Here is an 18,730-nt window from a genome sequence, read left to right as displayed (position 1 = left end):
TGCGCCAATCCGCGGTCGGTCGTTTCGCTGGTCACAGGCGCGGTAGACTGAAGAGATGCCACCAATCTTAAATGCGCAGGGGTTGACCAAGGCCTTCGGCGCGACCGCTTTATTTCGTGAAATCTCGTTTACTGTATCCGATGGAGATCGCATTGGCCTGATCGGGCCGAATGGCGCGGGCAAGAGCACGCTGCTGAAGGTGCTGGCCGGCGAGGAAGATGCCGATGCAGGCGACGTTGCCGTCCGCAAGCGTGCGCGTGTCGGATACGTCAAGCAGGAGTCTGAGTTCGCTCCCGGCCTGACGGTGCGGCAGGTACTCGAAGCTGCGCTGGTTCGGACGAAGGTGTCTGAAGGAGAGCACGAAGGACGGCTGCGTGAAACCAGCGGGCGGATTGGTTTTCCATCACTGGACGTTGAGGCCGCAAAGTTGAGCGGGGGCTGGCGGAAGCGGCTGGCGATTGCCGAGGCAGTGGTGACGCACCCCGATGTGCTGCTGCTGGATGAGCCGACAAACCATCTGGACCTGGCCGGAATTTCGTGGCTGGAAGGATTGCTCAATGAGGCTTCTTTTGCTTGCGTTCTTGTTAGCCATGATCGTTATTTTCTTGAGAATGTTGCGACGGAGATAGTCGAGCTGAACCGCGTGTATGCGGATGGCCTGCTGCGGCTGAAGGGAAGTTACTCGAAGTTTCTTGAGGGCAAAGAGGCTTACATGGAGGCGCAGACGAAGCTGCAGGATGCGCTGAAGAACCGCGTGAAGATTGAGGTCGACTGGCTGCGGCGCGGCCCTAAGGCACGGTCGACGAAGGCGAAGGCGCGAATCGACAATGCGAACGATCTCATCGGCCAGTTGAAGGAAGTGAACTCGCGCGTACAGACGGCAACCGCGGGGATTGATTTTTCAGCAACGGAGCGGCAGACGAAGCGGCTGGTCGAACTGGAGGATGTCAGCATCACGCTCGGCGATCGAAAGATTGTCGAGGGACTGAATTTCCTGATTACGTCTGGGATGCGCGTCGGACTTGTGGGGCCGAATGGAAGCGGAAAGACTACTCTGTTGCGGTTGCTCACAGGCGAGTTGGAGGCTTCGGCTGGCGTGGTGAAGAAGGCCCCGCTGCTGAAGATCGTCTACTTCAGCCAGATGCGCGAGCTGGATGAAGATGTCACCTTGCGGCGCGCGCTGGCTCCGGATTCAGATTCCGTTGTTTATCAAGGTCGCGTGGTGCATGTGGCGAGTTATGCTACGAAGTTCCTGTTTACCAGTGAGCAGTTGAACCAGCCGGTCGAGCGGCTAAGCGGTGGCGAGCGCGCGCGAGTGCTGATTGCGAAGCTGATGCTGGAGCCTGCGGATCTGCTGCTGCTCGATGAGCCCACGAACGATTTGGATATTGCCACGCTGGAGATTCTCGAAGAGAGTTTGCTGGAGTACACAGGCGCGCTTGTATTAGTGACTCACGACCGTTACATGCTGGATCGCGTGTCGACGATTGTTCTTGGACTGGACGGCAAGGGCGGATCGGAGAGATTTTCCGACTATTCGCAGTGGGAACAGTGGCGCGGTGTGAAGGTAGAAGAGGCGATCGCTCCGGGAGCTACGGGCAAGGCAGTCGCCTCTGTTTCAGCCGCTTCTCCGGCTGCTGGCGGAAAGAAGAAGTTGTCTTACCTCGAAGCTCGCGAGTTTGCCGGGATCGAAGCTGCGGTTGAGGCTGCGGAGGATCGGTTGCAGGCGGCACGAGACGCGATGGAGCGTCAGGACGTAGTGACCGATGCAATCAAGCTGACAGCAGCTCTGGCTGAAATGGAAGCGGCCCAGACGGCTGCGGATGGCTTGTATGCGCGTTGGGCAGAGCTGACAGAGAAGGCCGGGTGACGCTTTATTTGTGCGCCGCGTTGTGAGTGTGCGGCTTCTTGCCGAGATCATGCCAGCTGGTCTCAGTCATCTCTACGTCATAGTGTTTGGCAGCGGCCTTGATGTTGGCGAAGGCTTGCTCGCGCTCATGGTCTGAGACGTCTTTGACCTGATCGAAACGGGCGATGGCGTTACGCACATGGGACGCGTTAGTCAACGGCTCTTTGCGTTTGTCGGGAAATGCGTAGACAGAGTCGGGTAGATGCTTCTTTTCCTCTGCATCGAGGGATTTATTGTCGTCGTGAGCTTTCCATGTAGCCTTCATCGCATATCTCCAATCTTTAAAGATTGGATGGCGCTTGCAGCCCATATGTTGGCGCTGCAAGCGACGAATGCGGTGGCTTAGAAGCCCATCCTGTCGTCGGCGGAGGGACCGTAGAGCGGCGGGACGGGTAAGTCGTTGAGGCGGAGGTAGACGCCTAGCTGGGCGCGATGGTGAATCAGATGATTGAAGAACATGCTGCGATAGGTGGCTGAGCGTGGCATGTCGGAGATGAGCTTATCGCCGAAGCTGAACTTCCAGTGTTGCTCGAGGTCAGCGTCGCTGGATTTGGCGAGTGCAGCGCGAGCTTCAGCGGCGAGAGTGTCGAAGGTTTCGAGGAGTTTTTCGCGCGATTCAAAGACCAGGTCGGGGAACTTTGTCGTGGCAAGATCCATGCCGGGCGTGGTGAGAATGTTGGTGCCGAAGCGCGGCAGGCTGGCGACGTGGACGGCGAGACGACCCATGGGCATGGATTTGTCGTGACACTTGAAGTCGGGCTTGTCTTCCGGGATGCGCTCGAGGGTGGTGCGGGTGCCCTTCATCTCGTTGTCGAAGTCTTGCAGGAGGATTTCGGCGATGGTCATTTGGTGGCTCCGTAATGAAGTTACTGCTGAAAAGGGCTAAATATTCTCACGTGAGAAACGAAGTCCTGTCGCTTCGATTATTTCTGCAAGAGTTGCTGTATATCGTTTTCAAAGGTCGCTCGATCCACGATGCCAGCATGAGAGGCAGCGATACGTCCATCCCGGTCGATGAGCAATGTGAGCGGCATCTCCCGAACACCAAACTTCTCTCCAAGAGCATCAGTTCCGACAGCTACCGGATAGTTCATGTGCCACTTCGTCATAAAGGGTTTGATCGTGGCAGCATTCTCCCCGTACATGTCCAAACCAATAAGAGACAGACCCTTATCGTGGTACTTGCTATTGAACTCTACATACCAGGGAAGCTCCGTCTTGCAGCCGCCGCATGTTGTCGCCCAAAAGTCGAGCAGAACGACATTTCCTCTATATCGGGAAAGAGTGAGCCGTTTTCCGGAAACATCGGTGAGTGTGAAATCAGGAGCGCGCACCCGCTTGCCAACGGGAATGAGTTCTTCTTTCCCTGATGCAATACTTTGCGGTGATTGCGCGACCATTATCGAAGCCAAGATTACCGAAAGCGCGGCGAGTGCTCTAGCAGAGTTCAAAACAGATCGCACAGATTTCTCCGATTGTCGTAGGGAACCAGCAGCAGTATACATGCGCTTAATCACAGGCCGGTGATGTTGTAGCCGCAGTCGACGAAGGTGACTTCGCCGGTGATTCCGCTGGCGAGGTCGCTTGAGAGGAAAAGGGCGGTGTTGCCAACTTCGGCGACCTCAACGTTGCGATGCAGTGGGCCTCGTTCTTCGACGGCGTTGAGGATCTTGGTGAAGTCACCGATACCGCGCGCCGCGAGAGTCTTGATGGGGCCGGCGGAGATGGCATTGACGCGGATTTTCTTGCTGCCGAGGTCGGCGGCGAGGTAGCGAACGGTCGCCTCGAGCGCGGCCTTGGCCACGCCCATGATGTTGTAGTTGGGGAAGACTTTGGTGGAGCCGTAGTAGGTCAGCGTAAGAATGGAGCCGCCTTCGGTCATCAGCGGTTCCGCGGCGCGGGCGAGGGCGATGAGCGAATAGGCGCTGATATCGTGCGCAATGCGGAAGTCTTCGCGTGTCGTGTGAAGCACATCATTCTTGATGTTGGGCGCGAAGCCGATGGAGTGGACGAGGATGTCGAGTTTACCGTAGGCCGACTTGAGCTGCTCGAAGACATTGTCGATGTCGGCGTCGACGGCAACATCGCACTGGAAGGTGCGGGCGCTGGGCAGGTCGGCGGCGAGGGCTTCGGCATCCTGACGGAGGCGCTCGCTCTGGTAGCAGATGGCCAGCGTGGCTCCGGCTTCGGAGAGCTTCTGGGCGATGCCCCAGGCGATGCTGCGCTTGTTGGCGAGGCCGAAGACGACGGCTATTTTGCCTTTGAGATCAATCATTGTGCTCTGTGCTCCTGTTGGATTCCGATGGTTAGGATAGCAGTTGTGGGAGTGCAGATTTTGTGGCCGCACCCAGTTGTGTGGCTAGGCGAGGAGCCAGTCGTATTGGTCGTCGGTGAGAGGGACGACGGAGAGACGGAACTGGCGGAAGAGGATGGAGTCTTTGAAGACGCCAGCTTCGCGGATCTGGTCCAGCGACTTCTCGTGTTTCAGGCGCTTGAGCGGCTTGATGCGGACGTTGGGATTCTTAGGATCGGCGGCATCGACCGAGACGACTTTGGCGGTTCCGATGGCAGCCTTGCCTATGTTGGAGTGATAGATGACCAGCTTTTCGCCGGGCTTCATATTTCGCAGGTAGAGCAGCGCCTGATTATTGGAGATGCCGTCCCAGGTGGTCTCGCCATCGCGGAGAAGGTCGTCGAAGGAGTATTTGTTGGGCTCGGTTTTGAGTAGATACGGCATAGTGACTCCTTGAAAAGCCTCAGTTCTGGTTCTGATGACGGAGCAGAGGTGAAGTACCCCTCCCCCCCTGTACTTAAGTCCCAAAGTCTTCGAAACAAAAGACTTAGGTCTGGCCCTCAGGCTGTACCCTATTTCGCGGATTCATGAAAAAATCCCGGTGGGTGGCCGGGATTTTTAGCTTCCTCTTTAGTCTAGCTGAACAGCGGAAACTCATTTGCAAATTTCGATGACTATATTTGGCTTGGTTTGATGGACTTACAAAATAGAGGGCTTGACAGATTCTGGAGAGGGTCACGAGCGTCGCCGGATGTGGAGACCGAGGAAGCTCATCCTGTTGTCGCGACGGGAGCATCCCCTCGTTCGATAAGCGCACTTCTGTTGCCACTCGTCTGTTCGAAATGTTAGCCTTCGCCTAATCTCTCGTGGAGCCAAACATACATGCAGGCAAGCTATAACGGCATCTCCGTCCCAGCGGACGGTCAGGCAATTCAGTACGCCAACGGCACCTATACGGTGCCCAATCACCCGATCATTCCCTTCATCGAAGGGGACGGTACAGGGCGCGATATCTGGAAGGCGTCGCAGCGAGTCTTTGACGCGGCTGTTGAGAAGGCTTATGGCGGCAAGCGGTCGGTGAAGTGGTTTGAAGTGCTCGCCGGAGAGAAGGCATATCGCCAGACGCAGAACTGGCTGCCCGAGGATACGGTCAAGGCGACGGTGGATTTTCGCGTGTCGATCAAGGGACCGCTGACGACGCCGGTGGGTGGCGGGATTCGCTCGCTGAACGTGGCGCTTCGGCAGTTGATGGACCTTTACCAGTGCGTGCGTCCGGTGAAGTATTACGCTGGCGTGCCCAGTCCTGTGAAGCATCCGGAGAAGCTGGATGTCGTGATCTTCCGCGAGAATACGGAGGACATCTATGCCGGTATAGAGTTCCGCGAGGGGACTCCTGAGGCGAAGAAGTTTATCGACTTTGTGAACGACGAGATGTTGAAGGGTGGCAAGAAAAAGATTCGTCAGGACTCGGGCGTGGGTGTGAAGCCGATCTCGATTACCGGGTCGAAGCGTTTGGTGCGGGCGGCGATTCAGTATGCGCTCGACAACAATCGCAAGACGGTAACGCTGGTGCACAAGGGAAATATTCAGAAGTTTACTGAGGGCGCGTTCCGCGAGTGGGGCTATGAGGTTGCGTCGGAGGAGTTTCGCGAACAGACGGTGACGGAGCGCGAGAGCTGGATTCTGGGCAACGTGGAGCAGAACCCGAACCTTACGCCGGAGCAGAACGCTGCGTTGATTGAGCCGGGCATTGAGTTTGCAGCCAAGGAGTTTGGCGAGGGCGTGGTGGCAGAGGTGAAGCAGGTGATCGCCTCGATCGGCGCTTCGCATGGCGGCGGCAAGTGGAAGTCGAAGATCCTAATTAACGACCGTATCGCCGACTCGATCTTTCAGCAGATCATCCTGCGGCCTGAGGACTACAGCGTGTTGGCGACGACGAACCTGAACGGCGACTATATCTCAGATGCCGCGGCTGCGCAGGTCGGCGGGCTGGGCATTGCGCCGGGCGGCAACATTGGCGATGGCTATGCCGTATTCGAGGCGACGCATGGCACCGCTCCAAAGTATGCGGACAAGGATGTGATCAATCCCGGATCGGTGATTCTGTCGGGCGTGATGCTGTTTGACTTCCTCGGCTGGACAGAGGCGGCGCGGCTGATCGAGAGCTCGATGGAGAAGACGATTGGACAGAAGTTCGTAACGTACGACTTCGAGCGCGGTATGCAGGGCGCGACCAAGGCGAAGACGAGCGAATTTGCCAGCCGTATGATCGAAAACATGGGGTAGTGCTGCGACGCGGAGGAAGAGCAAACGCAGATTCCTCCGCTGCGCTGCGGAATGACAAACAAAGGGAATGGAGATGCAATGCGGAAGAAGGTAACGATAGTTGGTGCAGGTAATGTTGGCGCGACGGCTGCGCATTGGATTGCGGCAAAGGAACTGGCGGATGTAGTTCTGCTGGATGTCGCGGAAGGCACGCCGCAAGGCAAGGGGCTCGATCTGCTGGAGGCGATGCCGATTGAGAAGCGCGACTGCAACATCATCGGCACCAATGACTATGCCGATACCGCGAACTCTGACATTGTGGTGATTACGGCTGGCATTCCGCGCAAACCGGGGATGAGTCGCGATGACCTGCTCAATACGAACTACAAGATTATGTCCGATGTAGTGACCAAGGTTACGGCGAACTCTCCGAACTGCATTATCATCGTGGTTTCAAATCCGCTGGATGCGATGGCGCAGGCGGCATTTCATCAGGCAAAGTTCCCGCGCGAGCGCGTCATCGGTATGGCCGGCGTGCTTGATTCGGCGCGGTTCCGTACCTTCATCGCGCAGGAGCTGAATGTATCCGTCGAGAATGTAACTGCGTTTGTTCTCGGTGGCCACGGAGATACGATGGTCCCGCTGCCGCGCTATTCGACGGTTGCCGGTATTCCGATTACAGAGCTGATTGCGCCGGAGCGGCTTGCGGAACTGGTACAGCGGACACGCGATGGCGGTGCGGAGATTGTGAAATATCTCAAGACGGGGAGCGCCTTCTACGCTCCTTCTGCTGCTGCGACCGAGATGGTCGAGGCGATCCTGAAGGACAAGAAGAAGATTCTGCCCTGCGCCGCGTACCTTCAAGGTGAGTACGGAATTTCTGGTCTGTTTGTCGGTGTGCCTTGCAAGCTTGGGGCTAAAGGACTGGAGCAGATCATCGAGATCAAACTCAGTGCCGAGGAACAGGCAGCATTGCAGCGGAGCGCCGATTCCGTGAAGGAACTCTGCACGGTGATCGGGGTTGTTTAGAAATATTCTTGCGTGAGAAAGATCAGATGGAAGATGGGTCCACCGAGGTGGGCCCATCTTCGTTTAATGAGTGCTTTTCGGCGTGACTACTTCACCGGACCGCGTTGGCATCGAAGATGGATGCTGTACTCCCGGAATGGGTCGCTGTGAAAAGCGGAGGTTGGCAGATTCGTCCGGACATATGAGGAGATTCGTCTCCACCATTAGTGGGTTCATGAACTGTATAGCAACCGTTGGACGGTTGTGCGTAGAGCACGATGTAATAGCGGATCCCATAGTTGTGCAGAACGGCCGCGAGGGGACGCTGCTGGCGGATATTTTGAAGGAAGGCTTTATCCATCATCAAACCCTCAAGCTGGATGATGGGTTGCCCCGAGAGATAACTCGTTGTTCCGGCCTCGTCACCCATGGCGTAGCGAGCGGGGTGGCTTTGCATATAAGTAGCGAGATCCCTGGCGATCAATGCGATGGAGGACGGTTGCTTCTTTACTGCGTAGATTGAAAAATAGACCATGTAGAACAGGATTGGCACAGTCAGAGCGAGTCGCACAACGCGAGGCGGGGTATGACGCGACGGTGATTCGCTTGGTGGGAGCAGCAGAATAATCGTGGCAAGAGTGGAGTAGACCAGTGGGTAGTAGTACCACGGCCACATACCCCAATCGCTGAGCAGGCACAAAACGCCGATGTGAACGATGGGGAAGAGCAGGAGTGCAAGTAAGATGGCGCGCCGGTCGCGACGGAGCGAACGCCAAGCTCTAAACAGCTTGAAAAGGCCTGCCGGCAGCAATAGAACTGCGGGAAGAACGAAGGCCATCTTCATACGATCCATGGGGAGAAACAAGCCCAGCAAAGGGGCCAGCGATAAGGGGAAGAGCGGCTTCATCTCCTTGGCCGCGGCAGAGACCGGTAAGAGGGTGCCAAAGAAGTGCTCGTTAATCGCGAGGTAGAGCAGGAAAGGAGAGAAGCCGACGGCGAAGAACCCGATACGCCGCAGACGGAGGGGCCACGCGGAATCGGACGCGAGAGTCTGAGCAGCGACGATCAGGATGAACAACAAAAGACTGTCTAGTCGCCCGAGTACAGTAAGGCATGCGAGAAGACCGTAGAGCGTGGTTTGCGTCGCAGTCCAGCGGAAGGCAGGACGCAAAACGTAAGCCAGCGTGGCTATTCCTAACGGAAGCGAGAGGGTCACCTCCATGCCATATCGGAAGAGAAGCAGGGCGTGGAGAGAGAGAAGGAGTGCGGCCAGCCGACGGAACTTAAAATCCAGTGCAACACTGTCGAGAAGATTGACCAATGCAAAGTAAAACGCAAAGATCGCAACGAGTGTGACAACTTGGACGGCAACCAGAAAAGCCGTGCCCGACGTAAGTCGAAGAAGTCCGGTGAGCAAGAGCATCCAGAGTGGATGGTAGCCATTACTCAGGTGAATTCCGTCAAAGCTGGAAATTCCACGGAGCGCAAAGTTGCTTGCGGTCTGGACATAGTAAAAGAAGTCATCTTCGAAGAAGCCGAAGGTATCGTGACGAAAGAAACGTGAGAATAGAGCGAGGATGCCTGCGAGAAAGAGAATGGCGACATGCCAGTCGACGAAATTGTAAGTTGATTTTCGGCCCAACTTCGCGGAGCTTGCTTCTGGCATGTCGTTCCCTAATTAGTAAGAGCTAAATTCGTTCAATGGTGACGGTTTCGAGGACGATGGGAGTCTTGGGGCGGTCCATGCCATCGCGGCTGGCCTTGGAGATTTTTTCGACGATGTCATAGCCCTCGACGACTTCGCCGAAGATGGTGTGTTTGCCGGTGAGCCAGCTGGTGTCGGCTACGGTGATGAAGAACTGCGAGCCATTAGTGTTCGGACCGGAGTTCGCCATGGCCAGCTTGCCCTTCTCCTGGAAGCCATGCTTCGAACCCTGGGTTTCGTCGGAGAACTTGTAGCCGGGGCCGCCCATGCCGGTGCCCTCAGGATCGCCACCCTGGATCATGAACTGCGGAATGACGCGATGGAAGACAGTTCCGTCGTAGAGCTTGGCGCCCTTCTTGCTGCGGCTGTTCCACTCCTTGGTGCCTTCGGCGAGGCCGATGAAGTTGGCTACGGTCTGCGGCGCGTCTTTCTCGAACAACTCGCAGACGATGGTTCCTTCGCTGGTCTTGAATGTTGCATAGGTTCCGGGTTTGGTTGGCATTTCAGCATTCTCCTAAAACTGCGGTTATTGGTTGGTGAAAGTGGAAAGAATCTCCGGCGATGTTACGGAGATCAATTACGGGGCCGTGGGTGCTGGCGGCACGGCCGGTGTTGGCGCGGCGGGTTGCGGCGTGGGAGGCAGCGGCGGCATCGGCTGACCATCGCGCACGATCGTCACGCGGTCGATCGTGACTGGCGACAGCGGCTTATCGTTTGCATCCCGCGCAACGCGCGCGATAGAGGCCACCAGCAGTACGCTATGCGCATCGCACTGGCCAAAGATGGTGTGCTTGCCGTCCAACTGCGGTACCGGAAGTTCGGTGATGAAGAATTGCGATCCGTTGGTTCCACCGCCGCTGGGTCCGGGACCGGAGTTCGCCATAGCGAGCCTTCCCGGTTGGTCGAAGGTGAGCGACGGGTCGATCTCGTCCTGAAAGAGATAGCCGGGATCGCCGGTACCGTCGCCCACGCGATCTCCACCCTGAATCATGAACTCGGGGATGACGCGGTGGAAGGTGGTGCCGTTGTAGAAGGGCTGGCCATGCACCTTCTTGAGTGTTTTGGGGTCGGTCCAATCCTTGGTGCCCTCGGCAAGACCGATGAAGTTCGCTACGGTTACCGGAGCCTGCTTGTCGTAGAGCTTGCACGTCAATCGGCCCATGGTCGTGTCGATGACAACGGTGGGCCCTGTAGGCACGACGGGAGGCTTCACCTGACTGGTTGTGCCTGGATCGTCGGGGAGAGAGTCCGTGGTGGTCGGCGAACTTTGCGCCAGCGCGGGCAGGCTGAAGGCCAGGGCAAGGGCGAGATAGCGAAACTTCATGCGGTGTAAGACTCCATGCATCAGGCTATCGCAGACGCGTGCCAGGAGCAATTCAAGCCCAATTTATGCCCCATTCAATTCGCGCCTTTTACATCAAGCGTGTTATCAGGTTGCGAACCATCTCGAGCGATCCCCCCATAGACGACATGGGCAGCCCAATGTTGAAGATGGTCGAAGCCGGGCGTCGCCGTCGGTGGGCCTGAGAGTTGAAAGGCAGGCACGGCGACTTCGTCCGCGGATAGGAACAGCAGCGTACCAAAGGCTGCGCCAGCGCCGGTCGTGACCTCCGGAAGCAATTCGGCAGAGACGGCGTAGACCACGCCCATCAGGGTTCCGAACGTGTAGTGGACAGCCCGTCCGGCTTTTTTCTTTCTTTCCCGGTCCAGATGAGATCCAGTTGCTTCAACAATTTTACGGGCCACGATCTCGGTGGAATCTTCCTGCGCCGCCGCCTTCTGCTCTTTTTGAACCTGCTCGTGAGCGATCTGCCAGGGAGATTCGTGCTCAGCCAGTTTCTTTTGCTTTTCCAATGACTTCTGGGCAACGGTGCTTAGTTTCAAAAACTGATCCATGACAAGCGTGGCGGCGATGCCTGCGGCGATTCCGGTTACAACTCCACGAAAAATAGATGGTTTGTTTCTACGCATATTCATCCCCCTTCGGTTTGATGCCAATTTTGCGGGCGTTGGCGTGAGGCAGCGTTGGATTATGCATCGTATGAAGCTGGAGGATTCATACGATGGCTAAGTACTCGCTGTATGTCCCGCTGAAGCCCAAACCCGGAAAAGAAGCTGAGGTAGAAGCATTTCTGAAGCAGGGTGCGGAGATGGCAAAAAAGGAACCGGGAACGATTGCCTGGTTCGCGCTCAAAGAAGATGACGGACGATATGCCATCTTCGATACTTTCGATGACGAAGCAGGGAGAGAGGCGCATTTGAGTGGAGAGATTGCCAAAGCGCTGATGGCGAAGGCAGATGAGCTTCTTGCGGAACCCCCGCAGATTCACAAGATTGGGATTATTGCCAATAAATGATGTCGGTTTGATGGGTGCTCGCGCTGGTACTCAACGGCCATCCAGAGCAACCTTGGCTTTCTCAATGCCATCTGTCTTAGTAGAGGTGATGTATGGCACAAGGCTTAGACTCAACGAAGACCGGCGCGCGTCCTTCCCATGAAGCGATTGAAGAAGAATCGAGCGCGACCGAAGTAGGGAAGACCGATGAGGAAAAACTGAATCACGTTGGTATGGAGAGCGCTAAGCGCGCCCAGAACCGGATTCACTCGAACGAAGAGACGACCCCGGGCAACTCCATCTTCTCGAAATAAATTTGAAGTTGATTCACTAACTGAAACGGGTAGACCCGCTGAGCTCAGCGGGTCTACCCGTTTGTGCGTTTAGAGCGCCGCTGCGCCGGCTTCTGCTACAGAGTGGTCCTGCTCGCCTGAGCCGCCGCTTACACCTATTGCGCCTACTACTTTACCGTCCTTCTGAAGAGGAATGCCGCCGGCGAAGATCATAACTTTGCCATTGTTCGATGCGTGGATACCGAAGAACTGGTCGCCCGACTGCGAATTTGCGCCGAGATCTTTGGTAGTGATGTCGAAGGCGCGCGAGGTCCACGCTTTCTTCTGCGCAATATCAATCGAGCCCAGCCATGCATTTTCCATGCGCTCGAAGGCGATCAGGTTTCCGCCCTCGTCCACGATTGCGATGTTCATGGGCTGCTTGATCTCTTCAGCTTTCTTTTCGGCTGCCGCGATCATCCGGCGGGCGTCTGCGAGCTTAATCATTTTTGAAATTCTCCTTGAAGGTGCGATGACGTCTTGGACTGATTGTATTCATCACGGACTCATCTCCATGAGGGCCAATAAAGAAGGCCTCGGCTTTGGTGCCGAGGCCTTTCCTGGTTGCGATGACGACTAGCCGAGTTCGTCCATGCTCTTGACGCCGAACTTCAGGTACCAGGGGCTGGCCGCTTTGAGGCCCTCGTTGACGTTGTTGATGTTCTCTACGCCGACGGTTTCGAGCCAGTGTTTGAAAGCATCTGCACCCTGCCTGGCATAGACGGCGATGCCGTCCTTCCAGGTGGCGCGGCCGCAGAGGACGCCGTTGAACTTGGTTCCGGACTCACCAGCCAACTCCAGCGTCTCGATGAAGACCGGGTTGGAGACGCCGGCCGAGAGATAGATGAAGGGCTTGTGGGTCATGCTCTCGGCGTCGCGGAAGTGCTGAAGAGCCTCGGCGCGGGTATAGGCCTTTTCGCCCTTAAACGCCTTGGTCCCTTCGACGAACTCCATCGCAATGGGAACTTCGACCTTGAGTACGTCTACGTTGTAGCGGGCCTTGCCGAACTCGGCCATGGCTCCGGAGACGATCTCGGGCTTCTTCTTGGCATAGGCGAGGGACTTCTCATCGCCGCCCTCGGCGTCGTAGCCGACGAACTCGAGGAAGAAGGGAATGTCGTGGGCGAGACACTCGTCGCCGATGCGCTCGATCCACGCCTGCTTGTGGTCGTTGATGTGCGACTTCTCGAACGGGGTGTAGTAGAGCAGGATCTTGATGCAGTCGGCACCAGCCTCTTTAAGGCGGCGAACGCTCCATACGTCGAGCAGGTCGGGCAGACGGCCCGGAGTCTGGGAGTCATAGCCGGTCTTCTCGTAGGCGAGCAGGAGACCCTTGCCATTGCGGTGCTTGGAGGCAGGCAGACCGTACTCGGGGTCGAGCAGGATGGCCGAGGCATGACGGGTGAGGACCTCGGTGACGAGGGTCTTGAATACTTCGAGATCGTGGCCATCGGCCTCTGCGCCGCGCTCCTTGGCGAGGGACTTCTGGAGGGAGCCGCGCTGGTCCATCGCCGCTGCGGCGATGACACCGCGTGAGTCGGAGACGGCTTTGAGTCCGGCGAGCTTACCTGGGGTCAACTTCGACATTGCTGTGGTTCTCCTGTGCGTTTTGGCGGTTTATTTGTACGAGGCCATTTTACACAGTGGATAATGAGATTGACCCGCCTGATCTGATTTCAGGCACGACGCGCATGTCTCAGCATCGGGACATGCGCACCCGGCTTCGTAGTTATCTGGACCTAATTTTGCTTCGGGTTCTCGTGGTTGAACATCCAGTTGACGCCGAACTGGTCGGTGACCATGCCGAAGTAGGCTCCCCAGAACATGTCTGCGGCCGGCATGATGACTTTTCCCTTTTCACCGAGAGACTTGAACAGTTTGTCGACTTCCTCACGGCTATCGCAGTTGATGCTGATGGCGAAGTTGTTGCCCTCGCGAACTGGATTTCCTGGAGGGCAGTCCGACGCCATGATCGCCTGCGTTCCTTTGGATAGGCTGGCGTGAAGGACTTTGTTCGAGTCTTTCATCTCTTTAGGCATGTCGGCTGGGCCTTGGGAGTAGGGCATCACGTGCAGCTCGGCCTCGAGGCACTTTGCGTAGAACTCCATTGCCTGGCGACAGTTTCCGTTGAAGTTAAGGTAGGTGTTGAATTCTTTCATGATGATTGCTCCTTTCGTGAGTTATCGTTCTGGCTTTACTGACACAGACTAAACATGGTCTGCTGACAGCGTTTGTCAGCACGTTTTGGAGAATTAGCCGCCGGCGATGGCCCCAATAATCAGTAACGGTTCGGCTGCCCTGACGACGGCTTCAGGCAGTGGAGCGTCAGGAGACTCGTGGGACAGGTCTTCTTCGCAGGCAAAGAAGCGCAGGAAGGGACGGCGTTGCTGCGTGTCGTGGTCGCGGATGGTGCCGAGCAGCATGGGGTAGCGGGCTTCGAGCGCATCGAGGACAGACCGCAGGGTGACGGGGGCTGCGACTTCGAGCGTTACTTCTCCATGCACCTGGGCCAGCGTCCGAAGATGCGCGGGAAGTTCGACGCGGATGCTGATGGTGTTCATGAGAGTGTCTGCACCTCGACCGAGAGTACGGCTGGGAGATCACGGACGATGGGGGCCCATGTGTCTCCCGCATCGGGCGAGACGTAGACCTGGCCGCCGGTGGTGCCGAAGTAGATGCCGCAGGAGTCGAGCGTATCCACCGCCATGGCGTCGCGGAGGACGTTGACGTAGCAGTCTTGTTGCGGAAGTCCCTTGGTGAGTGGCTCCCACTCGTTACCGCCGGTGCGGCTGCGATAAACGCGGAGTTGGCCGTCGAGAGGGAAGTGTTCGGAGTCGGACTTGATGGGGATGACGTAGATGGTTTCGGGCTCGTGGGCATGTACGTCGATGGCGAAGCCGAAGTCGGTAGGAAGATTGCCGCTAATCTCGTGCCAGTGGTCGCCTGCGTTGTCGCTGCGCATGACGTCCCAGTGTTTCTGCATGAAGAGCGTGTTGGGACGTGAGGGGTGCATGGCGATGTGGTGGACGCAGTGGCCGACGTCAGCCTTGGGGTCGGGAATGTACTGCGAGTGGAGGCCCTGGTTGATGGGCTGCCAGGTCTTGCCGCCGTCGTCGGTGCGGAAGGCTCCGGCAGCGGAGATGGCGATGTACATGCGCTGAGGATCGGTGGGGTCAAGGATGATGGTGTGCAGGCACATGCCACCGGCTCCGGGTTGCCAGCGCGGCCCGGAGCCATGTTCGCGCAGGCCGGGCAGTTCGCTCCAATTCAGGCCTCCGTCGGTGCTGCGGAAGATGGCGGCGTCTTCGATTCCGGCATAGACCGTATCGGGGTCGGTGAGCGAGGGCTCGAGGTGCCAGACGCGCTTGAACTCCCACGGGTGCGCCGTGCCGTCGTACCACTGGTGAGTGCCGGGGACGCCTTCGTAGGAAAACTTGTTGCCGACTGGCGACCAGGTTTGGCCGCCGTCGTCGGAGCGCTGGATGACCTGGCCGAACCAGCCGCTGGTCTGCGAGGCGTAGATGCGGTTGGGATCAGCCAGCGAGCCTTTGAGGTGATACATCTCCCAGCCTGCGAAGTGCGGGCCGCTGACGTTCCACTTCTCCCGCTTGCCATCGGAGGTGAGAATGAATGCGCCTTTGCGCGTGCCGACCAATACTCTTACCTTGCTCATGATTTGCTCCTTTTTATGAAGTTTGTCTATGGGCCTGACGATGCTAATTGCTGATAGGAAAAAATGATTTACTCACTCAACTATTTACTGTCAAACGGGGGAAGCAATGGGGTGGAATCGCGATCCTGCCAGCGGCGGCGGGCTTCGGCGAGAACAGCGGTGCGGTTCTTTGCCATCTCGGCCATGACGGCGCAAGGGGCTCCGGTCTCTTCGTGCTTCGCTCCCCAGAGCAGGAGTTCGAGCAGGACGGGAGCAAGGTCGATACCCTTTTCGGTGAGACGGTAGTTGATGCGGCGGCCATCGGTCTCGGCTGGCTCCGCAGTGATGATCTTCGCGGCTTCGAGCTTTTGCAGGCGGTCGGCGAGAATGTTGGTTGCAATGCCTTCGCCGGATTGCTGAAAATCCTTGAAGGTGTGATAGCCGCGCACCATGAGGTCGCGGATGATGAGCAGAGACCAGCGGTCCCCGAGGACTTCGAGCGAGACACTGACGGGGCAACCGGAGCGGTGTTTTGGTTTGGACTTCTCATGCACAGGGGAGACGATAGCAATGTCGCTTGTAATTTGCAAGTAAGGTGAAGTAAAACGGAATTTCAATTAATGGGGAGAGCCGATTCGGCATGAGGCTACTCGCCATATATCGAACAGGGAGCATTCATGGGCAAAGTTAGAGTCGCTGCGTTTTCAATTTCACTCGATGGATTTGGCGCCGGGCCGCGGCAGGATATCAATAACCCACTCGGAGTTCGCGGTCTCGAACTGCACGAATGGGCCTTGAACACCGAGGAGTTCAAGAAGATGCATGGTCAAAGCGGCGGAACGCAAGGGGTAGACAATGATTTCGCCGCTCAGTCGTTCGAGAATGTCGGCGCCTGGATTCTGGGCCGCAACATGTTCGGACCAGTTCGCGGCCCCTGGGAAGGTGACTCCTGGAAAGGATGGTGGGGTGATACTCCGCCGTACCATACCCCCGTTTTTGTCCTCACCCATCACGCCCGGCCTCCGCTCACGATGAATGGCGGCACTACGTTCTACTTCGTCACGGATGGGTTGGAATCTGCTTTACAGCAGGCGAAGGAGGCCGCCAACGGTCAAGACGTCCGGATCGGCGGAGGTGTGTCTGTGATTCGTCAGTACCTGTTCGCCGGCCAGATCGACGAAATGCACCTGGCCGTATCGCCCGTCGTCCTGGGGGAAGGAGAGCAACTACTTTCCGGAATCAATCTCTCTGAACTTGGCTTCATCCCCTTCAAGACGGTTGCCGGAGAAAAGGCAACACACCTTCTTCTCAAAAAGGGATAGCTCAGGGCGTTGCGTCGAGTATGGTGCGCTGGGCGGCGAGCAGCTCCTGGATGCCTTTTTCGGCGTAATCGAGCATCTGGCTCAGTTGCTGGCGGGTGTAGGAGTTCTTCTCGGCGGTGGCCTGGGTTTCGACGAGGCCGCCGTCGGCAAGCATGACGACGTTCATGTCCACTTCGGCGCGCGCGTCCTCTTCGTAACAGAGATCGAGCAGAACATGGCCGTCGACGATGCCGACCGAGGTGGCGGCGAGCATCTGGCGCAGTGGCGAGGCTTTGAGCGTGCCTGCGGCGACCAGTTTGTTGAGGGCGAGCGCGAGGGCGATGCAGGCGCCGGTGATGGCAGCGGTGCGGGTTCCACCGTCGGCCTGGAGGACGTCGCAGTCGAGGATGATCGTGCGTTCGCCGAGTGCCTTCATGTCGACCACGCTCCTTAAGGAACGCCCGATGAGGCGCTGGATCTCGTGGGTCCGGCCACCGACTTTGCCGCGCTCCGACTCGCGGGCGGTGCGGGTAAGCGTGGCGCGGGGCAGCATACCGTACTCTGCCGTGACCCAGCCTCGGCCGGAGTTGCGCAGCCAGCCGGGGACGCCCTGCTCGACGGTAGCGTTGCAGAGGACGCGGGTGTTGCCGGATTCAATCAGGACCGACCCTTCGGGCATGACGATGTAGCCGGGGGTGATGTGGGTGAGGCGAAGAGCATCGGCGGCACGATTGTCGGGCCGGAAGAGTTGCGATGGGGTCGGGGGCATGAGGAGATTATAGTTGTGGAGATTTCGATTACTAAAGTGTCGGCTGGTGCGTGTCGGAATGGGAATCAGTTCCGATTTGGGAAAACGGCTGAAATGGGAATTTGCGAAGCTTTGTCGGATACTTCGAAGGGCAGTGGCCGCGCCAGTTTCCGATTTGGGAATTCTGGCAATCGAGCATTGATGGGAACGGAGTATATTTTTGTTTTCTAAGCAATCACTTAGGGAGAAGTTCCAGTTTGGCACTTGAAGTGATTACGAAAGTGCATCCGTTCTAATTTAGGAGCGGGAATGATTGGAGTGAGTACATGCAGGCAACGCAGAGCAGGACCGCCTCGGAGTTCGGGTCAGAGTTTGCAGCGAAGTTTGGTGGAGGGTCGATAGGATTTGATGGGCTTCGGTGCGCTGATCGTGGATTCGCGGACTGTGGGGTCGCTGAAGGCGCTGGTCTGGCGCATGATGCGGGGAATCTGCTGGGGGCGCTTAGCCTTTATTCGGAGTTGCTGGCGATGCCGGGGGTGCTGCATGAGGAGCATCGCGAGTTTGCGGAGGAGTTGCGTCTGTTGAGCGACCGTAGCTGGGCGATGATCCACCGGCTGGTGAATCATGCTCGTGGAGAGCGAGAGATGGCCGCGGCGGCGGGAACTGTGCTGCCTGAGGTGGTGGAACGGTGCCGGGGTGTGTTGAGCAGGGTGGCCGGACGAGGAGTGGAGGTTTCCTTTGGCGTTGGGGCGTATGAGCCGATTGACTCTCGGGCAGAGGTGGTGGAACGGATTTTGACAAACCTGGTGAAGAATGCCGGTGAATCTATGGCGGGAGAGGGTGTTATCACGGTGATCGTGCAGGGTGCGATCGTTGGAGATCGACGGCGGGTATTAATGACGGTGCGGGACATGGGTTGCGGCATGAGCCGTGCTGCGGTCGACAGGTTGATGCAGCCCGGCGGAATCTCTTCGACGAGCGGGCGGGGGCTCGGCTTTCGCGTGGTGCGGGAGCTGGTGGCGATGTCGGGCGGCTGCCTGAATGTGGAGAGCGAACCCGGATTGGGTACCAGCATTTCGGTGGAGTGGCATGCGGCGGAGGCTGTCGATACTACGTGCTTTAGGCAGGTGGTCACCGAGTTGGCTGCGGCGGCGATGTGCTGATGGATTTTGGTTGGGAAC

Annotated in this window: 23 protein-coding genes; 7 read left to right on the top strand and 16 right to left on the bottom strand. The window is 57.5% G+C overall.

Annotation, left to right across the window (positions count from 1 at the left end; all coding sequences use genetic code 11):
* The first annotated feature begins 55 nt into the window (after window positions 1–55).
* Window positions 56–1,870 (top strand): ABC-F family ATP-binding cassette domain-containing protein, encoded by a 1,815-nt coding sequence (locus tag P4G45_RS12175; RefSeq protein ID WP_348266747.1) that lies wholly within the window; start codon window positions 56–58, stop codon window positions 1,868–1,870.
* Window positions 1,871–1,874: 4 nt separating this feature from the next.
* Here the strand turns inward: P4G45_RS12175 and P4G45_RS12170 are convergent, their stop codons facing one another.
* From P4G45_RS12170 to P4G45_RS12150, 5 genes are all read right to left on the bottom strand, one after another.
* Window positions 1,875–2,174 (bottom strand): DUF6582 domain-containing protein, encoded by a 300-nt coding sequence (locus tag P4G45_RS12170; RefSeq protein ID WP_348266746.1) that lies wholly within the window; start codon window positions 2,172–2,174, stop codon window positions 1,875–1,877.
* 77 nt (window positions 2,175–2,251) lie between these two features.
* Window positions 2,252–2,755, bottom strand: a complete 504-nt coding sequence (locus P4G45_RS12165; RefSeq protein WP_348266745.1) for a DinB family protein — start codon at window positions 2,753–2,755, stop codon at window positions 2,252–2,254.
* A 77-nt stretch (window positions 2,756–2,832) separates the two neighbouring features.
* The gene (locus P4G45_RS12160) at window positions 2,833–3,372 is read right to left on the bottom strand and encodes a redoxin domain-containing protein (protein WP_348266744.1); all 540 of its coding nucleotides are present in this window, start codon (window positions 3,370–3,372) and stop codon (window positions 2,833–2,835) included.
* Between the two features lie 50 nt (window positions 3,373–3,422).
* Window positions 3,423–4,184, bottom strand: coding sequence for an enoyl-ACP reductase (locus P4G45_RS12155; protein ID WP_348266743.1), 762 nt, complete (start codon window positions 4,182–4,184; stop codon window positions 3,423–3,425).
* A gap of 84 nt (window positions 4,185–4,268) precedes the next feature.
* On the bottom strand, window positions 4,269–4,646 hold the full coding sequence (locus P4G45_RS12150) for an EVE domain-containing protein (protein ID WP_348266742.1): 378 nt from the start codon (window positions 4,644–4,646) through the stop codon (window positions 4,269–4,271).
* A 438-nt stretch (window positions 4,647–5,084) separates the two neighbouring features.
* Between P4G45_RS12150 and P4G45_RS12145 the strand changes: the two genes are divergently transcribed.
* Both P4G45_RS12145 and mdh read left to right on the top strand, forming a co-directional pair.
* Window positions 5,085–6,488, top strand: coding sequence for an NADP-dependent isocitrate dehydrogenase (locus P4G45_RS12145; RefSeq protein ID WP_348266741.1), 1,404 nt, complete (start codon window positions 5,085–5,087; stop codon window positions 6,486–6,488).
* A gap of 78 nt (window positions 6,489–6,566) precedes the next feature.
* A complete protein-coding gene (gene mdh, locus P4G45_RS12140) occupies window positions 6,567–7,496 on the top strand; it encodes a malate dehydrogenase (protein ID WP_348266740.1) in 930 nt (309 codons plus the stop codon).
* Between the two features lie 91 nt (window positions 7,497–7,587).
* On the opposite strand, the gene P4G45_RS12135 is transcribed toward mdh, so the two are convergent.
* The 4 genes from P4G45_RS12135 to P4G45_RS12120 form a co-directional block, all read right to left on the bottom strand.
* Window positions 7,588–9,141: a hypothetical protein gene (locus P4G45_RS12135; protein ID WP_348266739.1), complete on the bottom strand. Its 1,554-nt coding sequence runs from the start codon at window positions 9,139–9,141 to the stop codon at window positions 7,588–7,590.
* Window positions 9,142–9,163: 22 nt separating this feature from the next.
* Window positions 9,164–9,682 carry a peptidylprolyl isomerase gene (locus P4G45_RS12130; protein ID WP_348266738.1) on the bottom strand — a complete coding sequence of 173 codons (519 nt, stop codon included), beginning with the start codon at window positions 9,680–9,682 and terminating at the stop codon, window positions 9,164–9,166.
* A gap of 75 nt (window positions 9,683–9,757) precedes the next feature.
* Complete coding sequence (locus P4G45_RS12125; RefSeq protein ID WP_348266737.1) at window positions 9,758–10,504, bottom strand: peptidylprolyl isomerase; 747 nt, start codon at window positions 10,502–10,504, stop codon at window positions 9,758–9,760.
* Window positions 10,505–10,578: 74 nt separating this feature from the next.
* On the bottom strand, window positions 10,579–11,076 hold the full coding sequence (locus tag P4G45_RS12120) for a DUF1440 domain-containing protein (RefSeq protein WP_348266736.1): 498 nt from the start codon (window positions 11,074–11,076) through the stop codon (window positions 10,579–10,581).
* A 167-nt stretch (window positions 11,077–11,243) separates the two neighbouring features.
* On the opposite strand from P4G45_RS12120, the gene P4G45_RS12115 reads away from it, so the two are divergent.
* Window positions 11,244–11,537: an antibiotic biosynthesis monooxygenase gene (locus tag P4G45_RS12115; protein ID WP_348266735.1), complete on the top strand. Its 294-nt coding sequence runs from the start codon at window positions 11,244–11,246 to the stop codon at window positions 11,535–11,537.
* A 92-nt stretch (window positions 11,538–11,629) separates the two neighbouring features.
* Entirely contained in the window at window positions 11,630–11,830 is a 201-nt protein-coding gene (locus P4G45_RS12110; protein ID WP_348266734.1) for a hypothetical protein, read from the top strand.
* Between the two features lie 69 nt (window positions 11,831–11,899).
* Here P4G45_RS12110 and P4G45_RS12105 read toward each other — a convergent pair whose 3' ends face one another.
* The 6 genes from P4G45_RS12105 to P4G45_RS12080 form a co-directional block, all read right to left on the bottom strand.
* Window positions 11,900–12,295: a heme-binding protein gene (locus tag P4G45_RS12105; RefSeq protein ID WP_348266733.1), complete on the bottom strand. Its 396-nt coding sequence runs from the start codon at window positions 12,293–12,295 to the stop codon at window positions 11,900–11,902.
* 129 nt (window positions 12,296–12,424) lie between these two features.
* Entirely contained in the window at window positions 12,425–13,435 is a 1,011-nt protein-coding gene (locus P4G45_RS12100; protein WP_348266732.1) for a tagatose 1,6-diphosphate aldolase, read from the bottom strand.
* 152 nt (window positions 13,436–13,587) lie between these two features.
* On the bottom strand, window positions 13,588–14,007 hold the full coding sequence (locus tag P4G45_RS12095; RefSeq protein ID WP_348266731.1) for a VOC family protein: 420 nt from the start codon (window positions 14,005–14,007) through the stop codon (window positions 13,588–13,590).
* 93 nt (window positions 14,008–14,100) lie between these two features.
* On the bottom strand, window positions 14,101–14,409 hold the full coding sequence (locus P4G45_RS12090) for a MoaD/ThiS family protein (protein ID WP_348266730.1): 309 nt from the start codon (window positions 14,407–14,409) through the stop codon (window positions 14,101–14,103).
* Window positions 14,406–15,521, bottom strand: a complete 1,116-nt coding sequence (locus P4G45_RS12085) for an exo-alpha-sialidase (RefSeq protein WP_348266729.1) — start codon at window positions 15,519–15,521, stop codon at window positions 14,406–14,408. The genes P4G45_RS12090 and P4G45_RS12085 overlap by 4 nt, the downstream gene beginning before the upstream one ends.
* A gap of 80 nt (window positions 15,522–15,601) precedes the next feature.
* The gene (locus tag P4G45_RS12080; protein WP_348266728.1) at window positions 15,602–16,090 is read right to left on the bottom strand and encodes a helix-turn-helix domain-containing protein; all 489 of its coding nucleotides are present in this window, start codon (window positions 16,088–16,090) and stop codon (window positions 15,602–15,604) included.
* Between the two features lie 87 nt (window positions 16,091–16,177).
* On the opposite strand from P4G45_RS12080, the gene P4G45_RS12075 reads away from it, so the two are divergent.
* On the top strand, window positions 16,178–16,822 hold the full coding sequence (locus P4G45_RS12075; RefSeq protein WP_348266727.1) for a dihydrofolate reductase family protein: 645 nt from the start codon (window positions 16,178–16,180) through the stop codon (window positions 16,820–16,822).
* Window position 16,823: 1 nt separating this feature from the next.
* Here P4G45_RS12075 and rph read toward each other — a convergent pair whose 3' ends face one another.
* Complete coding sequence (gene rph, locus P4G45_RS12070; protein WP_348266726.1) at window positions 16,824–17,570, bottom strand: ribonuclease PH; 747 nt, start codon at window positions 17,568–17,570, stop codon at window positions 16,824–16,826.
* Window positions 17,571–17,875: 305 nt separating this feature from the next.
* Between rph and P4G45_RS12065 the strand changes: the two genes are divergently transcribed.
* A complete protein-coding gene (locus tag P4G45_RS12065) occupies window positions 17,876–18,712 on the top strand; it encodes a HAMP domain-containing sensor histidine kinase (RefSeq protein ID WP_348266725.1) in 837 nt (278 codons plus the stop codon).
* Window positions 18,713–18,730: the final 18 nt, after the last annotated feature.

The sequence above is a fragment of the Edaphobacter paludis genome, from assembly GCF_039993895.1.
Taxonomy (GTDB): Bacteria; Acidobacteriota; Terriglobia; order Terriglobales; family Acidobacteriaceae; genus Edaphobacter; species Edaphobacter paludis.
Note: the sequence above shows the minus strand (reverse complement) of the source record. Positions and strands in the feature narration are given on the sequence as shown.